The organism is Luteimonas salinisoli (genome assembly GCF_013425525.1).
Taxonomy (GTDB): Bacteria; Pseudomonadota; Gammaproteobacteria; order Xanthomonadales; family Xanthomonadaceae; genus Luteimonas; species Luteimonas salinisoli.
On record NZ_JACCKA010000042.1, the window covers coordinates 15,414 to 35,293 of the forward strand.

A 19,880-nucleotide genomic window follows, 5' to 3' on the forward strand; every position below is an offset into this window, starting at 1 on the left:
GTTGGCCGCGCCCGGCACGCGCCGCAACCCTGGCCTCAGCCGCGTTCCTCGAACAGCTCGCGGCCGATCAGCATGCGGCGGATCTCGTTGGTGCCGGCGCCGATCGCGTACAGCTTGGCGTCGCGCAGGATCCGGCCGGTGGCGAACTCGTTGATGTAGCCGTTGCCGCCCAGGGCCTGGATGCCCTCCAGCGCCACCTGCACCGCGCACTCCGATGCGTGCAGCAGGCAACTGGCGGCGTCCACGCGGCTCTTGTGCCCGGCGTCGTAGTCGCGCGCCACCTGGTAGGCGAACGCGCGCGAGGACTGCAGCGCGGTGTACATGTCGGCGATCTTGGCCTGCATGATGCCGAAGGTGCCGATCGCCTGGCCGAACTGGCGCCGCTCGCGCACGTAGGGCAGGGCGATGTCGAGCGCGGCCTGCATCAACCCCAGCGGGCCGCCGCTCAGCACCAGGCGCTCGGTGTTGAGCCCGCTCATCAGCACGCGCACGCCGCTGTTGACCTCGCCCAGCACGTTCTCCGCCGGGATCTCGCAGTCCTCGAACACCAGCTCGCAGGTGTTGCTGCCGCGCATGCCCAGCTTGTCGAGCTTCTGCGCGGTGCCGAAGCCCTGCATGCCCTTCTCGACGATGAAGGCGGTCATGCACCTGGAGCCGAGCTCGCGGTTGGCGGTGCGCATGTAGACGATCAGCACGTCGGCCTCGGGGCCGTTGGTGATCCACATCTTGCTGCCGTTGGCGATCCAGGCATCGCCCTTCTGCTCGGCGCGGCAGCTCATCGAGCCGACCACGTCCGAGCCGGCGCCCGGCTCGCTCATCGCCAGCGCGCCCTTCCACTCGCCGCTGCAAAGCTTCGGCAGGTACTTCTCGCGCTGCGCCTGGTTGCCGTTGGCGTACAGGTTGCTCACGCAGAGGTTGGAATGGGCGCCGTAGGACAGCCCGACCGAACCCGAAGCGCGCGAGATCTCCTCCATCGCCACCAGGTGCGCCAGGAAGCCCATCTCGCTGCCGCCGAACTCGGCCGGCACCGTCATCCCCAACAGGCCCATCTCGCCCAGCTTGGCCCACAGCTCCTGCGGGAACGCGTTCTCCTGGTCGATCGCCTCGGCCCGCGGCGCGATCTCCGCCTCCGCGAACCGGCGCACCGCATCGCGGAGGGCGTCGAGTTCTTCACCTAACGGGAACGTGCGCATGGGCTCTCCTCGGGGCGGTAGTTGAATGATGCGGGCCGGCCATTTCAGGCCGCTGCCCGCAACCGTGTCGCACTCGCTGCGTGTCTGGAAACGAGACGCGACGGCAGCGGATCCGCCAGTCGTGCCCGCGTCGCGTCGCCGAAGCACCGCGCGGTCGCAGTCCCGATCCATCGGGAGCACCAGGACGGCATGGCGCCCTGCCTGTCCGCGAGTATCGCAGCGTCCGCGTGCGACCGCAGTTCCGGCGGCATCGCGGCGGAGCGCTCGTTGCCAGCATCAGCGCCACGCAGCGCCCGTCGGCGCCGGTCGTGGCCCGCGCGCCATCGCGGCACGCGGAACCGATTCAGCGCCAGGCGCGGTTGCGCCTGGCGCTGGCCTTTCAATGCCCGCGCACGCGCCCCTGGAAGCGCGGTGCCGCGCGGCCGAGCGGCAGCTTCAGCTTGCCGATGATCTGGATGCGTTCCTCGGCCAGACGGTCGGCGGCCTTGTAGGTGGGGATGCCGTCGCGCTCGGAGATCTCGAAGATGCGGGTGAGGTTGTGGTAGATCGTGCGCATCATCCGCATCGCCCGCTCGCGGTTGTAGCCGTCGATCTCCAGCGACACGTTCATCACCCCGCCGGCGTTCACCGCGTAGTCCGGCGCGTACAGCATGCCGCGCTTTTCCACCTCGTCGCCGATCTCGTTGTTGGCCAGCTGGTTGTTGGCCGCGCCGCAGATGATCTTGGCCCGCAGCCGGGGCAGGGTGTCCTCGTTGACGGTGCCGCCCAGCGCGCAGGGCGAATACACGTCGGCGTCGACGTCGTAGATCTCGTCCAGGCCCACCGCCTCGGCGCCGTACTCGCTCACCGCGCGGTCCACGCGCTCCTTGTTGATGTCGGTGACGAAGATCTTCGCGCCGCGCTCCTTGAGTAGCTTCACGAACTCGATGCCGACGTGGCCCAGCCCCTGCACCGCGTAGCTGTACTTGCCCACTTCCTCGTCGCCGAACTTCTTGTTGAGCGACGCCATCAGCCCCTGCAGGGTGCCGTAGGCGGTGAACGGGGAAGGATCGCCCGAGCCGCCGTGCACCTGGTGCACGCCGGTCACGTACTCGGTCTCGCGGTACACGAACTCCATGTCGTTGACGTCGATGCCGACGTCCTCGGCGGTGATGTAGCGGCCGCCCAGCGACTCCACGAACTGGCCGAACGCGCGGAACAGCGCCTCGGACTTGTCGGTGGCCGGGTCGCCGATGATCACCGCCTTGCCGCCGCCGATGTTCAGCCCGGCCACCGCGTTCTTGTAGGTCATGCCGCGCGACAGGCGCAGCACGTCGTTCAGCGCGTCCTGCTCGCTCTTGTACGGCCACATCCGGGTGCCGCCCAGGGCCGGGCCCAGCACCGTGTTGTGGATCGCGATGATGGCCTTCAGGCCCGCGTCCTTGTTGTGGCAGAACACGACCTGCTCGTGGCCGTACTTGTCGAGATGTTCGAAGATCATCGCTAACTCCGCTGCGGCGAGGATTCGCTGTGGCGAACGACGCCGGCCGTGATGGTGGGTGATACCGCTGGAAGCGAACGCGGCGCCCCGCGAAGGGGCGCCGTTGGGCGCGGTATTCTACGCCTGTCCCGCGACAAAAGCCCGTACGCGCCAGTGCGGTTCATCTGCCGGTGAGCGGCCGGTGGCAGCCGTGGTAGCGGTTACAACCGCGGCCGGCGGCCCGGGGGGCCATCGTCGGCGCGCTGGCGTCGGAGGCAGGAGCAGCGGAGCGAGCTCCGCTCTACGGGGGCGAAGAGAGTTTGGCGCCTACTCGTTCGGCGCCTCCTTGTAGAGCCGAGCTTGCTCGGCTGCACCCCCAGGTTGCCGCGTGCGCCAGAAGGCCCGGCCACCACAGGCAAGCGCAGCGGAGCGAGCTCCGCTCTACAGCTGCGATTCGATCGGGACCCAGCGCAGCAGCCAGGCGATGGCGCGCTGCAGGCGGGTGGCGTCGGGCTCGGTGTGCAGCACCTGCGGCGGGTCCGCGGCATTGTCCAGCCAGCGCAGCTCGCCGTTCTCGTTCAGATAGACCCAGTACGCCAGCTCCGGGCTCGCCAGCAGCCGGAACTCCTCGCGCAGCGCCTTCGCGATGGCCGGCTCGTCGAACATTACCCCCATCTCCGTGTTCAGGTCGATCGAGCGCGGGTCCATGTTGAACGAGCCGATGAAGCCGCGGCGGTCGTCCACCACGTAGGCCTTGGTGTGCAGGCTGGCGCCGCTGCTGCCGAACACGCTGGAACTCTCGCTGCGCGGCTGCACCCGGGTCTCGTGCAGCTTGACCCCGAGCTTCAGCAGCCGCTCGCGGTAATTGGCGTAACCCCCATGCACCGCCACCACGTCGTTGGCGGCCAGTGAGTTGGTGATCACGCTCACGTTGACGCCGTAGCGCCGCACCAGCTCCCCGAGCCCTGCGGTGCCTTCGCTGCCGGGCACGAAGTACGGCGAGATCAGCAGCGCCTTGTGCCGCGCGGTGCGCAGGTCGTCCATCACGTGACGGATCAGCCAGCCGTCGCGCTGCTCGCTGCCCTGCTTCTGCGGCGGATCGGAGACCACGCGGATGTTCTCGCTCCAGAACGGCGTGAGCTCCTGGGCGAAGTAGCGCCGCACGCTGTCCGAGGCGTCCACCCGGTCCAGGTAACGCCGCGCCTCGGCGCCGGCCGCCTCCTCGTGGATCTGAGCCAGCACCGCGTCGATGTCGCGGTCGTAGGCCTTCTTCAGCGCCGAAATCGGCACCACCGTGTCGCTGTTCCAGAAGGTGTCGAAGATCTCGCTGGCCTGCGCCACCGCCGGCCCGAACAGCACCATGTCCAGGTCGCGGAAGTTCATCTCGTTGGCGGCGTCGAAATACTCCACGCCGATGTTGCGCCCGCCCACCACCGCCACCCGCCCGTCGGCGATCCAGGCCTTGTTGTGCATGCGGTGGGTGATGCTCCAGCTGCGCTGCACCATCTCCAGCAGCCGCGCCACCCCGGTGCGGTTGCGGAACGGGTTGTAGACGCGGATCTCGAGGTTCGGGTGGCTGTCCATGGCCAGCAGCGCCACGTCCTTGCCCGAGGTGTTGATGTCGTCCAGCAGCAGCCGTACCCGCACCCCGCGCTCGGCGGCCTGCCAGGCCTCGTGCAGCAGCAGATGGCCGGTAAGGTCGTCGTGCCAGATGTAGTACTGCAGGTCCAGGCTGCGCCCGGCCTGCCGCGCCGACAGCGCCCGCGCGGCGAACGCGTCCAGCCCGTCGGGCAGCAGGATCGCCCCGGTCTTGCCGGGGTTGCGGTCCAGCAGCGGCCACAGCTCGCGGTCGAGCGCGGTCTGGTCGCGCTGGATCTCCAGCGCATGGCTGGGCGTGCCGGTGGCCGGCGGGGTGAGGTGGTCGGCCAGGAAGATCCCGCTGACCACCAGCGCCACGAAGGTGAAGGCGCCCCAGCCGAGGATCCGTTTGATTCGCTGCCTCATTCCCGCCGATCCCCCGTCCCGTTGCCGGCCATTGTATGCGGCTCCCGTCCGCCGGGCCCCGCCCCGCACCCTGCGCGCGGCAGCGGCCGTCCCCGTACCAGCTGGCACCGCCCCCTGTAGGAGCGGCCCATGGCCGCGAAGGCCGCGGGAGGCGCGGCAGGGCGGCCGGTGATTCCGGGCGATCCCGATCGGATTAGCGGCGTTCCCGGGCGCGGCGGACCGCGTCGGCCCTCGCGGCCATGGGCCGCTCCTACCGGGGGCGCGGGCCCGTTCACTCCGGCGCCTGGGGGCCCCCGCGCTACAATCGGCCGATCACGTTTTCGCCAGGAATCGCGCGCCCATGAGCTCGCCAGCCAGCCAGATCCCCGCCAGCCAGCCCGACACCACGCCGCTGCGCTTCGTCACCGCCGCCAGCCTGTTCGACGGCCACGACGCCGCCATCAACATCATGCGCCGGCTGATCCAGGCCCAGGGCGCCGAGGTGATCCACCTGGGCCACAACCGCAGCGTCGAGGACGTGGTGCGCGCCGCCCTGCAGGAGGACGCCGACGCCATCGCCCTGTCCAGCTACCAGGGCGGCCACGTCGAGTACCTGAAGTACATGGTCGACATGCTGGCCGAGCGCGGCGCGCCCCACATCCGCGTCTTCGCCGGCGGCGGCGGCACCATCACCCCCGAGGAGATCAAGGAGCTCGAGGCCTACGGCGTGGAGCGCATCTACCACCCCAACGACGGCATGAAGATGGGACTGGTGGAGATGATCGAGGACGTGGTCGCGCGCGCCGCGGGTGCGCGGGAGGAAAAAGGGGGTCAGAGTCATTTTTCGGGGCAACAGCGTCTGTCATCCGGGGATCAACCCCCGAAAAACGACTCTGACCCCCTTTTTCCTCCCCTCGACGACGAGATCGGCATCGGCCGGATGCTGAGCGCCATCGAAGACGGCGCCTTCAGCGAGTCCGAGCTCGCCCTGATGCGCAAGACCTGGGCCAACCCCCGCTCTTCCGATTCCCGATTCCCGATTCCCCATTCCCGGATTCCGACCACCCCGGTGGTCGGAATCACAGGCACCGGCGGCGCCGGCAAGTCCTCCGTCACCGACGAACTGCTAAACCGCTTCCTCGCCAGCTTCCCCGAGATGCGCATCGCGGTGATCTCGGTCGACCCCACCCGCCGCCGCACCGGCGGCGCGCTGCTGGGCGACCGCATCCGCATGAACTCCCTGCGCAGCCACCGCGTCTACATGCGCTCCATGGCCACCCGCCGCCAGCACGCCGCCACCAATGCCGTGCTCAAGGACGGCATCGCCTTCCTCAAGGGCCTGGGGTTCGACCTGGTGATCGTGGAAACCGCCGGCATCGGCCAGTCGGATTCGGAGATCGTCGACCTGGTCGACTTCCCCATGTACGTGATGACCAGCGACTACGGCGCCGCCAGCCAGCTGGAAAAGATCGACATGCTGGACTTCGCCGAGCTCATCGTACTGAACAAGTACGACAAGCGCGGCGCCGAGGACGCCCTGCGCGACATCCGCAAGCAGTGGAAGCGCAACCGCGTCGCCTTCCAGACCAAGGACGAGGACGTCCCCGTCTACCCCACCATCGCCAGCCAGTTCAACGACCCGGGCATCAGCTGGATGTTCGTGAATCTTTGCCGCCTGCTGCGGCAAAGATTGGGAATGGGGAATGGGGAATCGGGAATCGAAACAGCCGGCGACAGCGCCACCCCCGTAGGAGCGGCCCATGGCCGCGAAGCCGACGCCGCCGAAGGTGCGACGAACGCCGCGCCCCGGCAGGCCCCGCCCGCCCACTGCGACTTCCGGCCCAACCTAGACACTTCGCTGAAGGAACCCCGCGCCACCGTCCTCATCCCCGGCGCCCGCGTCCGCTACCTGGCCGAGATCGCCGAGCAGGGCAGGGCGATCAACGCCTCCATCGAAAAGCAGGCCGAAGCCGCCGACCGCGCCCAGTCCTTCTGGCAATCCCTGCGCGAGCTCGAAGACCCCAACCTCCCCAAGGCCCTCGACCTCTACGCCGCCGAAGCCCTGACCCCCGTAGGAGCGGCCCACGGCCGCGAAGCCCGCGCCAATGAAGACCAGTCCGCCCCAACCCCCGACCGCACCCTCCTAACCCTCCGCCAGCGCTACAACGACGCCATCCAGGCCCTCACCGCCGACTCCCTCAAGCTCCTGCGCGACTGGCCCCAGCGCCTGAAATCCATCACCGACGACACCACCGCCTACGAAGTGCGCGGCCGCGCCATCGAGGTGCAGAACTACCGCGAATCCCTCAGCCACCAGCAGATCCCCAAGATCGCCGCCCCCACCTACAAGAGCTGGGGCGAGCTGCTCACCTTCCTGGGCAAGGAGAACCTGCCCGGCAGCTACCCCTACACCGGCGGCGTGTACCCCTACCGCCGCACCGGCGAGGACCCGATCCGCATGTTCGCCGGCGAGGGCACCCCCGAGCGCACCAACCGCCGCTTCCACTACCTCAGCCTCGGCCAGCCCGCCGCGCGCCTGTCCACCGCCTTCGACAGCGTGACCCTCTACGGCGAGGACCCGGCCCCGCGCCCGGACATCTACGGCAAGATCGGCAACTCCGGGGTCAACGTGCCCACCCTGGACGACATGAAGAAGCTCTACTCCGGCTTCGACCTGTGCGCGCCCACCACCAGCGTGTCGATGACCATCAACGGCCCGGCGCCGATCATCCTGGCGCTGTTCATGAACACCGCCATCGACCAGCAGGTGGAGAAATACCTCAAGGCCGACCCGGACCGCTGGGCCGAAGCCGAAAAGAAGATTCAAGCCTTCTTCGAAGACCGCCCGCGCCCCACCTACCACGGCGAGCTGCCCGAGGGCAGCGACGGCCTGGGCCTGGCCCTGCTGGGCATGACCGGCGAGCAGCTGCTCGACGCCGAGACCTACGCCAAGATCAAGGCCCAGACGCTGGCCACCGTGCGCGGCACCGTGCAGGCCGACATCCTCAAGGAAGACCAGGCCCAGAACACCTGCATCTTCAGCACAGAGTTCGCCCTGCGCATGATGGGCGACATCCAGCAGTACTTCGTCGACAACAAGGTGCGCAACTTCTACTCGGTGAGCATTTCCGGCTACCACATCGCCGAGGCCGGGGCCAACCCGATCAGCCAGCTGGCCTTTACGCTGAGCAACGGCTTCACCATCGTCGAGTACTACCTGGCGCGCGGCATGCACATCGACGACTTCGCGCCCAACCTGAGCTTCTTCTTCAGCAACGGCATGGACCCGGAGTACACCGTGATCGGCCGCGTGGCCCGCCGCATCTGGGCCCGCGCCATGCGCGAGCGCTACGGCGCCAGCAGCAGAAGCCAGATGATGAAGTACCACATCCAGACCAGCGGCCGCAGCCTGCACGCGCAGGAGATCCAGTTCAACGACATCCGCACCACCCTGCAGGCCCTGTACGCCCTGTTCGACAACTGCAACAGCCTGCACACCAACGCCTACGACGAGGCCATCACCACGCCGACGGAAGAGAGCGTGCGCCGCGCCGTGGCCATCCAGATGATCATCAACAAGGAGCTGGGGCTGAACTTCTGCGAGAACCCCTGGCAGGGCAGCTTCATCGTCGACAAGCTGACCGACATCGTGGAGGAGGCCGTGTACAAGGAGTTCGAGGCCATCAGCGAGCGCGGCGGCGTGCTGGGCGCCATGGACACCATGTACCAGCGCGGCAAGATCCAGGAAGAGTCGATGTACTACGAGCACAAGAAGCACGACGGCAGCCTGCCGCTGGTGGGCGTGAACACCTTCCTGCCCAAGGAGCACGCCGGCGAGGTGGTCACCGAGATCGAGCTGATCCGCAGCACCGAGGAGGAGAAGGGCCAGCAGATCGCCAACGTGCAGATCTGGCAGACCGGCCGCAACTCACTCGCCCCGGCCGGCGAGACCGAGCACGCCCACGTGGTGGAAGACGACGCAGCCGCCGCCACCGAACCCCACGACGGCCACGGCCTGGCCTACCTGCAGCGCACCGCCCGCGAACGCCGCAACGTGTTCGAGGCCCTGATGGAGGCGGTGAAGACGCACAGCCTGGGGCAGATCAGCCATGCCCTCTACGACGTGGGTGGCGAATACCGCCGCAACATGTAGCCCGACAGAGAGCCCCTCTCCCGCTAGCGGGAGAGGGGTTGGGGTGAGGGCAGCTCCGACCGGCTGGCGCACACCGCTCAACGGATGAAGGAACCCGACACCTCGATGTCCCGGCTAATCGACCAGATCAAGGAAGCGCTGACCGCGTTCGCCGGCTGCAAGTCGCCACCGGCGCTGATCGGGGGTCTGGCCCTGGCGGCCCACAACGTCGTCCGCGCCACACGCGACGTCGATTTCCTGGCGGATGCCGATGACGCCGACAGGCTGCACCAAATGCTCCTGGAACTCGGCTATCGCTGCGTCCACAGGAGCCAGGATGCGGCCAACTACGTGCGTAACGAAGAAGGCCTGGACCTGCTGTACGCGCATCGCCCCGAAGCACGACGCCTGCTCGCTGCTGCCGAGGAGCTAACGACAGGTGTGGGCCGCCTGCGCGTGGTGAGTGCCGAGGGGCTGATCGGCTTCAAGCTCCAGGCGCACGTCAACGACCCGGCCCGCACGCGCGACCTCGACGACATCCGCGCCCTTCTGAAGGCCAACCGGGCCAGCCTCGACATGTCGCAGGTGCGGAGCTACTTTGCCCTCTTCCAGCGCGAGGAACTGCTCGATGACCTCCTGGCCGAACCCCGACCGTAGCGTGTCGCCCAACGGCGAGCCGCCGCTGGCGGCATCCGCGGGCGTGGCCAATGCCGCCCCGCTGCCTGCGGACCCGATCGCGGCCTGGATCGATCTGATGGAGACGGTTGACGCCTTGGGGGGGCGCTGGCCAGAGCGGCGGCCCCGCCTGTTGCGGGACTGCCGTTTGTAACGCGTCGCGACCATCCCAGCGCCCTACCAACCCATGCCGGCGGCAGCCTGCAGCTGGCGGGTCAACACCTTCCTATTCAATGAGCATGCCGGCGAGGTGGTCACCGAAACGAAGCAGACATCCGCTCCACCGACGATGAGAGGACATCAGATCGACAACGTGCAGGGCTGGCAGGCCAGCAGCATCACGGTCGCCCGAAGGCGAAACCAACCACGCCTAGGCGGTGGAGGCGACGCGGCCGCTGCCACCGCCACCGAGCCGCACGACGCTCGGTCTAGCAAACCTTCCCACACAGTGCGCGGGAACCGTCAAACGCGTTCGACGTGCTGACCGATCGACGAAGGTGCGGAGCCTGCGACAGATCAGCCGCGTAAACCTCGATGACAAAGGCGGTCCAGCGCCCCGCTTAGAGCGAAGTCTTCTCGGGAGCAAAAAGGCGAGGGGAAGAGCTTGTGTGTGATGCCTGCGATGAACTGCAGGGGGCTACCTCTGGCGCCACTCTATCGCCCGGCAGCCCTATACTTCCACCCAAGTCAAGGAGTGTCACTCGGGATCGTACGCCTCAGTGTTCCCACTCAAGCGACGCTCTTCCGCCTCGCCGCCCTAGACTGTCACGTGTCGTATGCAGGTTGCAACTCCCGACGTTCCAGCATTGCCTGAAAATGGCCATGTCCGCTCCATGCAACGAAAAACACGCTGCTAGAAACGCGCAAAAATTGCTGCAAATGCGTCGCTGTTGTTGCGGAGCTCCCATGCAATTTTGCGACTTTCTCGAAGAAGATCGCCCTCTTTGATTCTTTGATATAGGGGCAGCTAATAAAATCAAAGAACAACAGCGTCTCTTCAGTATAAAATTTCAACTTCGAACCCCTCAGAAGGACGCGTTCCTCAATGGTAGCGCATACAGCCTCGCGGGCTTCGCGAAATGTCTGCTTCTTTCGAGCGAAGTATAACGTCGAGATCAACTCAAAGTAGTTCATCCTAGGGGTTTGCTGCCGCCACCTGCCTTCGACGCCAAAAGCAGATCGCAGGAAATCATCAGTAACGCCCTTGCTGACCTCGCAAACTGCATCCGCCGCGACCAAGATGTTAATTATTTCAGGGCCCTTGATGCCTTGTAGGCGTGCCTGGTCAAGTGCAAGCCGAACCGTATCAAGAACCGCGCCCTCAAAAGCCACCCGTTCTTTACCAAGCATTTCGTTTAGCAGCGAGCACTCTAGAAAGATTTTTGCGAGCTTGTGGGTTGTTGCAGAGCGTATATCCATTAGAAACAAGAACGTCGATATTCGGAGACTTGCGAGGTAGACCCGTTCCAGGGTTACTGATGTCCCGGCTGAAACTTGATCTCCAACTCGTCGCCGTATTTGCAGTAGCCCCCGAGCGATTATCGCAAGTGCCGGGGACGCGAGCACTGCGTAATCAACATTGCCCTCTCGAGCAATCATTCGAATCTCCGCGATTGTGTGGTCGGCGACGCCTCTGCTGAATCCAGCGCTATGCACTTCACTTAAGAGACCCTCTCTCGCGGTGCGAAGCGCATTCCGCAGTGTTCGCGCAACACGTTGGCGCGCTACGGCAAGGTTCGAGGTGAAGGGTCGAGTAACGGTGTCTGTCTTTTTTTCGTTGAGGTGCAAGTTGTACTGGGATGCTACGTCCTCAATAACTGATTTGACGAAGGCTAGATCATCTCGACTAGTCCCAAACACAAAAAAATCGTCTACGTACCTACGAACTGCTACTCGATCCGAGATTGGATCCAGTTGCCGCTGAACACGAACATCAATCGACTGCATAATGGCTTCAGCAAATATTCGAGACACCTCTGGGCCGATCAGGATCCCATTCGTCTCCCCCCAGTTCGAGCTTTGCATCATCGAGTCGAATTCCGACTCAAAGAAGAACGCCTCCTTGTGATCTTTTCCAAAATCCTTTCCTCGGATTGCCCAAGTGATTGAATGTGTATAGATGGACTCAAAGCAGCGAGCGATGTCGAGCTTAAGCATCAGCGAGTACTTCTGCTCAAGACGGATGAATTCATCGGACGAGAAAAACTTGTAGATGTGAGAGTAGCGTTTGTAGTAGAAGTAGCTGGACGCCCATTGCCGTTGGCTGGAGAATGACGCCGGATCCTGATCGACGTTGTCACCATTGGGTTGATCGGCAGCATATTGCTTCTGGAAGAAATGGCTACCAACTCGCGTTGGGCAGCGCAGCGAGTAGTTGCTGCGAGCGCATACGTTCTCAATGAAGGAGTCGAAATCCCTATACAATTCAGAAAACTTCAGTTGGGCCGCCGGATGGGGAAGGGAAATGCGCCTATGATTGCCCCCGCCTTTTTGTATTTTGTATTCGAACGGCTTGGTGGGCTTGCTCTGCCAAAGCATAGCCTTCACGAAAGTCGGTAGGCCTTGACTTAGTTGATGATTTGATGCGGCGCTAAATAGTGGTTCGTTCGTGAAGAAGAAGGGGATCTCATAGGGCAGGGTGTCTGTAAGGATTGCTCGGAGATGATTTGACTTGTCGATTTTGATCTTCCGCACATCACTTCTCCCAGCATTTCTTGATGTTCAGAACATCGAGAGGTGTGAACTTCACTCGGCGGTGATGTCTGAACCCCGAGTCAAAGGAGAGAGATTCCAGTTTGGCTTGATTGTGTGGTTTTACGGCAATACGTGTGAGCAATCTCCGAAGTGTTGTGCGATAGAATTTATCGAGATCCTCTATTGTTCCTTTCCCTGCGTACTGTGGCGGCGCCTCATACTCGGAATGCGTGTACGAAAGGCCGTTGAAAAGCCCACGTTTTCCTGGGGTAACTGCGACCCTTTGGTTCGAGGTGAGGTAAGCGATTCGCTTCTCGAACTGGATCCAGTCATGAGTCCTCTGACATTCCTGCGCAGCAAGTGCGATTCTAGTCTTAATCTTCGAAGATTTTGCTTCGGATAATATGCTGAAAACCGCGTTTGGATCCTTCTTCGCCGATGCGTTGTGTTTATCAAAAATGATCTTGTACCCGAGGTACTCCATTTCGTGCCTCTCGGTAACTCTCGCGAGACAAGTGCACTTTTTGTTGCATGGGCAATCACTGCCATGGGGGCAGTGATCATCGCAACTACATGAGACCCTGATCGGGTATGACTTTCTTAGATTCCGCTTGAATGCGAAGTTGCGGAGCGCATCGTTGACGCCGGCCCATGCTGATTTCTTTGTTTCCGTGGTGAAAACCAGAATGTCGTCCACATATCTAAGGACTAGGTAGGTTCCCGGCAGCATGCGAAGGCACGAGTCCAGCTCGCGAAGCTTTAGTTCTGCTAGAGATGTGCTTATGGTTAGCCCGCGTGGAATACCTTCAGGCATTCGACCCGGAAACTTTATTGCGGCACCTCGGAAAACGCCTTCGAGAAGTGCCATTGTTTGGCTAGATACTTTAGCTTCCGCCCGAAGCTGCTTGATGAGTAGGTTTCTGTTGATGCTCTCAAAACAGCTTTTTAAGTCGAGGCGCACTATCGTTTTCGGTGTGTTTTCGCGGATCGCTTGTTTGGCGGTTCGGATAAGGGAGGCGCGATTGGGCTGCGTGATGCCGTAGCTTCGCCTGATGTTGTCGTTGATCTTCCTTATGACCAGCGTGTCTTCGAGCAGATCTGTTGATAGCGTTTGCCGTCCCCGGATCGTATGCCAACGTAATCCTGAAAATTTGAAGGAGTCGGTGGCGATTGCCGCTTCTATTTCATCGAGGAACTGGTTCCACTCCGCAGGGCCGGTTGGTCTAGTGCTCAGCTTGGTTTGCAGATGTGCTTGACTGTGCCACCGTCGCATCCATCCAAGCTGGCGATGGCTAAAAGCTTGCGTAGGCGCTGTCATGGTTCCCCCAGTGTTGGCAACTGATTCTACCGAGCTGCAACTGAGCTGTCCGAACGTTCGTTGATGAGGCCAGCGGTGCGCGGCGCGAATTCGGGATTATTGATCATCGGCCGCTCGGGCCTCGGCCTGGTGCGTGCTCGTTAGTACCGGGCGGCGACGCCAATGTGCTCTCGGCTACGGTACTTGACAGGGCGGTTTAGCAGTAGCAAGCTCGCAGCAAGGAGCGTCGAAACTCCACACAGAGCGGTGCCCACCTCCGATAATCCGGTGGGTTTTTTGTGCCCGTACTGCTGCGGGCACGACCGACGCGATGCCTGCGTCGGGAGGGCGGCTAATACAACACCCTTCGGGGAAATACGCCCGCCGGCTCTGTGCGGTTTCGAACCTCCCGACTTCCCGTCCGCCGTGCCGCGGTGGGCGGGCACTTCATGGAAGGAGGAGGCAACGATGTCGAACCGTGAATCGAACGATCTGCAGGTACGGGGCTATTTCCTGCCGGAAGAGAGCCAGTTCCGGCTGAAGAAGCTGCATGACCACATGGTGTTCCTGTCGCACCTGGCGCAGCCGCGCACGCACGACGAGGATGAGACGGGCTGGGGACCCCAGATCAGCGGGGACGAGCTGGCCGTCTGCCTGGAGGTGCTGGCCGCCCAGGCCGAGCGCGTGCTGGGCGCGGTGACATGGCCGGCCGAGCGGGTGGTGGGCGCCGATCGGTCGCAGGCACGCGATGAGGACGACGTGCTGGAGGAACCGGAACGGGCCGGCGAGGCGTTGGCCGCCGGCGCACAGGATGGCGAGGCTGAAGCGGCGTCGGCCGCAGGCACGCAGGACGACGAGGTGGGCGAAGCACCGGGCGCCAAGGTGCAGGACGACGAGGCTAGCCAGGCGGGCGCCGCCGCGACGGCGGAGGAGGCCGAAGCCCCCTTCGTCTTCGGCATGACCATGGACCAGTTGGACACGCTCAACCGCCTGCACGACCGGCTGCATGCCTACGGCGATCTGGTCTTCGGCGTCGAGCGGATCGACCTGGCCGACGGCACGTTGACGATGCTGGGCGACGCGATCTTCGAAGAGGCCGGTGCCGCAAGTGAGCTCATGGACAAGGTGGCCGGTCAGACGCTTCCCGATGCGTCCAGGCGGCGAAACCGCGTACGCGAGGAGCGGGCCGTCTACGGCTCGCCAGCGGGGCGGAGTCTGGCGTTCGATGCGGCTATGCCGATGCTGCCGCCGCCCGCGGATGCGGGCTGGCGCCCCCAGGCAGCCACCCGCCACTGATCGAGCAGGGTGTCAAGCGACCCCCAGTTTCACGCATTAGCGCGACATCCAGTCTTACGCACTCCGGGCCGGGTTGACGGTCAGTTGGTGGTGGCACCCAGGGGGCTCCAGGTCTCTGAGGCGGTGCAGTCCTTGATGTTGAGGACGGGGCCCTGTGCAGCTGGCGGTCGAGGATGGCGGCCGCCGGCGCCTCGTCGCCAGCCAGCAGTTCGGCCCAGCCGGGGACGGGCTTGGTGGTAGTGATCAGGATCGGGTAGGAAAATTCCTACAGAACAGCAGCACGCGATCTTCATTCAGCGCGATTCGTGGAGGTATGCTTGCGGCCAAAGGTAGGGGAAACCTGCGAGGGGGAGAAGGACGATGAACGTGCAAAGGATGCTGCAGGCGCTGGCGCTTCTCGTCCTGATTGTGGCGCAGCCGTCGCAGGCGGCGGAGACGGTGCGCTACATCCACACCGACGCGCTGGGCAGCGTGGTGGCGGTGACCGATGCCAGCGGTGCGGTGATCGAGCGACGAGAGTACGAGCCGTACGGGGCGCAGCTCACGCCGGCGGTGGCTGACGGGCCGGGGTACACCGGGCACGTGCAGGATGCGGCGACCGGGCTTACGTACATGCAGCAGCGCTATTACGATTCGACGCTGGGCATGTTCCTCAGCGTCGATCCGGTCACCGCCTACGACAACCCGATTAATCAATTTCATCGGTACAGATACGCCAACAGCAGTCCGTATCGATTTGTTGACCCTGATGGTCGGGTCGTCGCTATCGCAGGAACCAAAGAGCAAGAAAAAGCACTTCAGACCGAGATTAAGACTCTCGCGAGTCGTCCTGCCGGGCGCGCGCTCTATGACAAGTTGAGCGAATCGAAGAATACGCACACGATTCGGGTTCCAGATTCTTCAAGGGGCGAAAGGAACTCTACGCAGGCGACATCCATGAATGGGCATCTGGATGAAAATGGCAATCGTGGAAAAGGTAGCGGCTCCACCATTTTGGTCGATCCCGCCCCTGAAAATCCGACCAAACCGGTCTTCGTTTCGTTGGCTCATGAAATGGGCCACGCCACGGCAATGGATGCGGGAGAGCAGAGCAAAGATTTCACCAGGGAGGCGGGAACCACTCCGCCCGGAGAGGTCCAGTCAATGGAGGCGGAGAATGCGGTACGTCGCGAGCACGGTTTGCCGGAAAGAGCGAGTTATTATCCTAAAGACACACGGCCTCTTGATTAGTGCGCTGCTCGTCGCATGTGCAGCACCGTCGGCGCATGATCTAGGCCCGCCTTCGCCATCTTCATGGTCGGTAGACGAAGATGTGCATTGGTACGATGCCAGAACGAGCAACTTGGGGGTCGACTATTCGATGATTCCTGCATTCCTCGGCACCGCGCTCGGAGAGCGTGAGTTTGGCGAGGCGGCCGGGAAGCTTGCGGAGCAATCAAGTGATTGTCACTCATGGGTTGTCCACGTTTCCATCAATGTCGATGAGGGCGAGGAGAAGCTTGTGCTCATTTGCAAAAATCCTATGCACGAATGGATCGTGCTGGATAATGGGAAAGGGCAGGCGAAACGCAAGGTCGAAGGGGCGGCAGAGCTGGATAGGTGGATTGAGCGCGTCTACCAGGATCGAATCGTCGGTATGCCTTGCAGGCCGATCTTCGGATCCTCTGTCGATTACCTGACGATTCATCATGATGGGCGCACCACGCGGCAGGCCATCTATGCGGGCGAGGCCGAAAGGCTGGGTTGTGACGATGAAGCGCTGGCAACAGAAGTGGCTCGAAGAGTCGAGGAGTTGCGTGACGCAATCAAGGAATGAGCCTAGTTATCTGGATCCGATTTTAAAGCGTCGGCCGAAGACGGAATTGGAATTCCATTTGATGGACATCGCTCGATGAGACCATCCCGGCCGCTCCTCGCACTGGCCGCAGCCTTGGTTACGTGCGCGTGCGCGTCAGCGCCTTCAATCCGCTGGGCGCCAGAGTCGGCTTTTGGACTGATCATGGTGGATAATCCGGCTCAGCAGCGATTCGACCTGGTACTCGAGTCGCGAGCCGATGCACCATTATGTTTATCTAGGGAAAGCTGGCCTGCTGAGTCTGGGCTGCCACTTGGCTTCGGTGGCGCCGTGCTAGTTTCTGCTGCGGGCTCACATGAGCTGCTGCCCACGGGCAGCGCCTATTGCCCAGGGGGCTGTGGCTACGCCCGGGTTGAGCCAGGGAAGACACTGACCGGCGCTATCCCCTATGCAGCATTTAGTGACGCAGACGATGTTGCGACGGAAGCCAACCGCAGGCTGGTGTTCACTGTGCAGCCGTTTTTCTGTCGAGACTGAGCAGAGCCTTCATGCTTTTTTGGCCCAAGCTTTGAAGTCTTCTTTGTGGGGCACGATCCCTCCATAGAGAGCCTGACCCTTGACGCCTGGCCTAGCCGTCCACGGGCGCTCGGTGTCGGAAACATTGCAGTTGACCAAGTTAAATTCGACGCTACCCGGCGAAAGGAGTTGATCTGGAAAAGTCCGGAATGCCTGGGGCAAGGAACAACAGAGTCATAGATAAAGTCGAGAGCAGCTTGGGTCGCCAAATCGACTTTGGCAAGCAATCTGATCGCGAAGCGATCGGTAATAGTTTGATTAGAGAGTTGCGAAATTCCGGGGCCTGCACTTCAACTGGAACGAGGATACGGTCATGTTAAGGCGCCGATCATTGCTACGATTTCCGATCGTTTTTATTTTTACGCTTGCGGTGCTTCTCGCCATTTCTCTAGAGGCGCATAGCTTCTTAGATGGCTACGGGCTGTCTGACAGTCGAGAGCCCATTCTTCCAAGGCTGCAGGCTGATTTCGTGGCCGCGGTCTATTTTTTGGTCATGTCTGGATACTTGTTTATCTTTTTGCTGTCCTATTTTTCTTTCACGCGGAAAACGACTCGAAGACGGATGCTCTTGGTGAACATTCTTGGCTTCATCACTGCATATCTCCTCTTTTCCGCAGTCTTTGCTGACGCCTTTTCGATGCTCGAAGTGATGCTGCTTGTGGCTGGTTTGATGAGCGTAGTGATCTCCGATTTTGTTGCAGAGTCGTTGGAGCGGAAGTAATCGTCCGACGACGTCACCCTTGCCAAGTCAAAACGGCCGGCCGCGCAAGCAAGCTGGCCGGCCACGCCCTGCCCATGCTGGGGCAGGCGATCTTCGACGGCGCCGCGACGGTGCGCGACATCCTCGGCCAGGTGGAGGCGCAGCGGCTCGGGGACGGGCTGCGGGCACGCAATCGCGTGGCCGAGAAGGGGCGGTGTACGGGGGCGGGCTCGCGGGTACGGTTATCGGGAAAGGTGTCAGGGACAATTTTCCTGCGGCCGCCAGGTCGATGGCGACGGCATCATGCGCGGACACGTGACCACACGACGGTCGCCCGGCTCGCTCTGGTTCCCAGGGTGGCACGGTCGAAGAGGCTGCAAAAGGGGTTCCGCATGGAACAATCAGGCCGACAACGGCTGGTGAGATCAGGGCAAACGGAGGCAGTGTTGAGGTTGCTCCCGAACCAACTCGCTCTGGCAGCATCAATCCGCAGCACGTGAACGTTAAAGAGGGGGCTGCGCCCAGTTCCTTTGGCCCAGCCCAGCCGAACCCCGTTCCGAAAGAGGAGCGAATCCGTTGAACATTCCGCTCGACACCCCTATCACGATCGTGGCCTATCGAGATTTTTACGATGTGCCGAGGTTGATCCTTGCCTGCGATCAGAACGCGAACTTCTGGATTCTAGACAGCGCGTTTGATGAAAGTGTCGATGAGTACTCATCAAGCTTTGAAGTCTTCTTTGTGGGGCACGATCCCTCCATAGAGAGCCTGACCCTTGACTACTGGCCGAGCCGTCCACGGGCGCTCAGTGTCGGTAACATTGCAGTTGACCAGATTAAATTCGACGCTACCCGTCGAAAGGATCTGATCCGGGAAAGTCCGGTAGGTCTTGGGCAAGGAACAATTGAATGAACTGCTTTAGGGATCATCTGAACAACGTGGCTTGACGCAGTGATTCCAGTGTTCGGGGTCAACAAGCTCTCATCGCGACGCTCGTTGCGCCGTTTTCGGCGCATTTGGGCGGGGTTCCCCGCCCGGGGGACACACCTATCCCGTCGCCGGCAGCAAGTGCCGGCGCGCCATCCACAGATTCGACAACGCGAACAACGTCAGCATCTGGCCGGTGTTCTTCATCAATCCGCGGTAGCGCACCTTGATGTGGCGGAACTGCTGCTTCACCACCCGGAACGGGTGCTCGACCTTCGCCCGCAGGCTCGCCTTGTACTGCTCCCAACGCTCCGCGTACCGGCGGTCGCGCTTGTTCTTCATCGCGCGGATCTTCGAAGGCTTCTCCGCCACCACGAAAGCCGCCCGGACCTCCTGCAGTTCTTCGCGCTTGTCCATGCCGGCGTAGCCGCTGTCGCCGCGTACCGTGCCTTCCTTGCCGTGCAGCAGCTTGTGGACCTGGCTGATGTCGGCCGCGTTCGCCGCCGTGCATTCCACGTGGTGCACCAGCCCGGACTCCTCGTCCACGCCGATGTGCGCCTTCATCCCGAAGTACCACTGGTTGCCCTTCTTCGTCTGGTGCATTTCCGGATCCCGCTCGCCATCCTGGTTCTTCGTCGAGCTCGGGGCCGCGATGATCGTCGCATCCACGATCGTGCCCGCGCGCAAGCTCTGGCCCTTACGCGACAGATGCGCATTGACCTGCTCGAAGATCTGCCTGCCCAGGTCGTGCGTCTCGAGCAATCGCCGGAAGTTGAGGATTGTCGTCTCGTCCGGGATGCCGTCCAGCCCACCGAGCCCGGCGAACCGGCGCATCACCGGAGTGTCGTACAAGGCCTCTTCCATCGCCGGGTCGCTCAACGCGTACCACTGCTGCAGGAAGTGGACGCGCAGCATTGTGGCAAGTGGGTACGGTTGGCGGCCGGGGCGGCCCGTCTTCGGGTAGTGCGGCTCGATCAGCGCCAGCAGCGCCTTCCACGGCACCACCTGGTCCATCTCCGCCAGGAAGATCTCCTTGCGGGTCCGCTTGCCCTTGCCCAAGCCCTCGGCGTCACCGAACGTCAGCTGCATCGATCGCTGTCCCAATCAAGTTGCGCTATTGTCGCGCGGAACGGACGAGTTGTTCAGACCTTCC

General features: G+C 62.9%; 13 protein-coding genes. 7 read left to right on the forward strand and 6 right to left on the reverse strand.

Annotation, left to right across the window (positions count from 1 at the left end; all coding sequences use genetic code 11):
* Positions 1 to 35: 35 nt before the first annotated feature.
* From H0E84_RS05890 to H0E84_RS05900, 3 genes are all read right to left on the reverse strand, one after another.
* Positions 36 to 1,193, reverse strand: a complete 1,158-nt coding sequence (locus H0E84_RS05890; RefSeq protein WP_180677709.1) for an isovaleryl-CoA dehydrogenase — start codon at positions 1,191 to 1,193, stop codon at positions 36 to 38.
* A 379-nt stretch (positions 1,194 to 1,572) separates the two neighbouring features.
* Complete coding sequence (locus tag H0E84_RS05895; RefSeq protein WP_180677710.1) at positions 1,573 to 2,673, reverse strand: Glu/Leu/Phe/Val dehydrogenase; 1,101 nt, start codon at positions 2,671 to 2,673, stop codon at positions 1,573 to 1,575.
* Between the two features lie 420 nt (positions 2,674 to 3,093).
* Positions 3,094 to 4,656, reverse strand: coding sequence for a phospholipase D family protein (locus H0E84_RS05900; protein WP_180677711.1), 1,563 nt, complete (start codon positions 4,654 to 4,656; stop codon positions 3,094 to 3,096).
* 340 nt (positions 4,657 to 4,996) lie between these two features.
* Here H0E84_RS05900 and H0E84_RS05905 point away from each other — a divergent pair, with 340 nt between their 5' ends.
* Positions 4,997 to 8,788, forward strand: coding sequence for a methylmalonyl-CoA mutase family protein (locus H0E84_RS05905; RefSeq protein ID WP_180677712.1), 3,792 nt, complete (start codon positions 4,997 to 4,999; stop codon positions 8,786 to 8,788).
* Between the two features lie 84 nt (positions 8,789 to 8,872).
* Positions 8,873 to 9,424, forward strand: coding sequence for a nucleotidyltransferase family protein (locus H0E84_RS05910; protein ID WP_180677713.1), 552 nt, complete (start codon positions 8,873 to 8,875; stop codon positions 9,422 to 9,424).
* A gap of 783 nt (positions 9,425 to 10,207) precedes the next feature.
* On the opposite strand, the gene drt3b is transcribed toward H0E84_RS05910, so the two are convergent.
* Entirely contained in the window at positions 10,208 to 12,136 is a 1,929-nt protein-coding gene (drt3b, locus tag H0E84_RS05915) for an antiviral reverse transcriptase Drt3b (RefSeq protein WP_180677714.1), read from the reverse strand.
* A 1-nt stretch (position 12,137) separates the two neighbouring features.
* On the reverse strand, positions 12,138 to 13,454 hold the full coding sequence (gene drt3a / locus H0E84_RS05920; RefSeq protein WP_307774137.1) for an antiviral reverse transcriptase Drt3a: 1,317 nt from the start codon (positions 13,452 to 13,454) through the stop codon (positions 12,138 to 12,140).
* 447 nt (positions 13,455 to 13,901) lie between these two features.
* Here drt3a and H0E84_RS05925 point away from each other — a divergent pair, with 447 nt between their 5' ends.
* The 5 genes from H0E84_RS05925 to H0E84_RS05945 all read left to right on the forward strand — a co-directional run bounded on the left by H0E84_RS05925 (position 13,902) and on the right by H0E84_RS05945 (position 18,712).
* Positions 13,902 to 14,729 (forward strand): XAC0095 family protein, encoded by an 828-nt coding sequence (locus H0E84_RS05925; protein ID WP_180677716.1) that lies wholly within the window; start codon positions 13,902 to 13,904, stop codon positions 14,727 to 14,729.
* 360 nt (positions 14,730 to 15,089) lie between these two features.
* Positions 15,090 to 15,959: an RHS repeat-associated core domain-containing protein gene (locus tag H0E84_RS05930; protein ID WP_180677717.1), complete on the forward strand. Its 870-nt coding sequence runs from the start codon at positions 15,090 to 15,092 to the stop codon at positions 15,957 to 15,959.
* Positions 15,960 to 16,089: 130 nt separating this feature from the next.
* Positions 16,090 to 16,545 (forward strand): hypothetical protein, encoded by a 456-nt coding sequence (locus H0E84_RS05935; RefSeq protein ID WP_180677718.1) that lies wholly within the window; start codon positions 16,090 to 16,092, stop codon positions 16,543 to 16,545.
* An 868-nt stretch (positions 16,546 to 17,413) separates the two neighbouring features.
* Positions 17,414 to 17,821: a hypothetical protein gene (locus H0E84_RS05940; protein WP_180677719.1), complete on the forward strand. Its 408-nt coding sequence runs from the start codon at positions 17,414 to 17,416 to the stop codon at positions 17,819 to 17,821.
* A 555-nt stretch (positions 17,822 to 18,376) separates the two neighbouring features.
* Entirely contained in the window at positions 18,377 to 18,712 is a 336-nt protein-coding gene (locus H0E84_RS05945; protein WP_180677720.1) for a hypothetical protein, read from the forward strand.
* A gap of 135 nt (positions 18,713 to 18,847) precedes the next feature.
* Here the strand turns inward: H0E84_RS05945 and H0E84_RS05950 are convergent, their stop codons facing one another.
* Positions 18,848 to 19,816, reverse strand: coding sequence for an IS5 family transposase (locus tag H0E84_RS05950; protein WP_180677693.1), 969 nt, complete (start codon positions 19,814 to 19,816; stop codon positions 18,848 to 18,850).
* Between the last annotated feature and the right edge of the window lie 64 nt (positions 19,817 to 19,880).